Here is a 533-nt window from a genome sequence, read left to right on the forward strand (position 1 = left end):
TGCACGCTTCCAAGTGAACAATGTAGATAAGAGCGATGTAAGAAATCAGTGCAGGCAAGATGGCGGCTTTGATCACTTCGACATAAGAGATGCCAACGTATTCCACCATCAAAAACGCTGCCGCGCCCATGATTGGCGGGGTGAGCTGACCATTGGTTGACGCTGCCACTTCAACGGCACCCGCTTTTGTGCCCGGGAAGCCGACTCGTTTCATCAATGGAATGGTAAAAGTACCCGTGGTTACGACGTTTGCGATCGATGAGCCTGAAACCAGACCCGATAGACCAGATGCGACAACGGCGGCTTTAGCTGGGCCGCCTGTCATATGACCAAGTAGAGAAAATGCGACTTTAATGAAGTAAGCTCCCGCACCCGCACGCTCTAGCATCGCGCCAAACAGTACAAACAAGAATACGAAAGAAGTGGATACACCTAACGCAACACCAAATACCCCTTCGGTGGTTAGCCACAGATGCGACATCGCTTTACCTAAGCTTGCGCCTTTGTGGGCTATGACATCTGGCATGTATGGG

At 51.2% G+C, this 533-nt stretch carries 1 protein-coding gene; it reads right to left on the minus strand.

What is annotated here, in order from left to right:
- A partial coding sequence (locus R7Z49_RS27290) for a TRAP transporter large permease subunit (RefSeq protein ID WP_318112797.1) occupies window positions 1-533 on the minus strand: 533 nt, incomplete at both ends.

It is taken from the genome of Vibrio sp. 1562, from assembly GCF_033340155.1.
GTDB classification, from domain to species: domain Bacteria; phylum Pseudomonadota; class Gammaproteobacteria; order Enterobacterales; family Vibrionaceae; genus Vibrio; species Vibrio alginolyticus.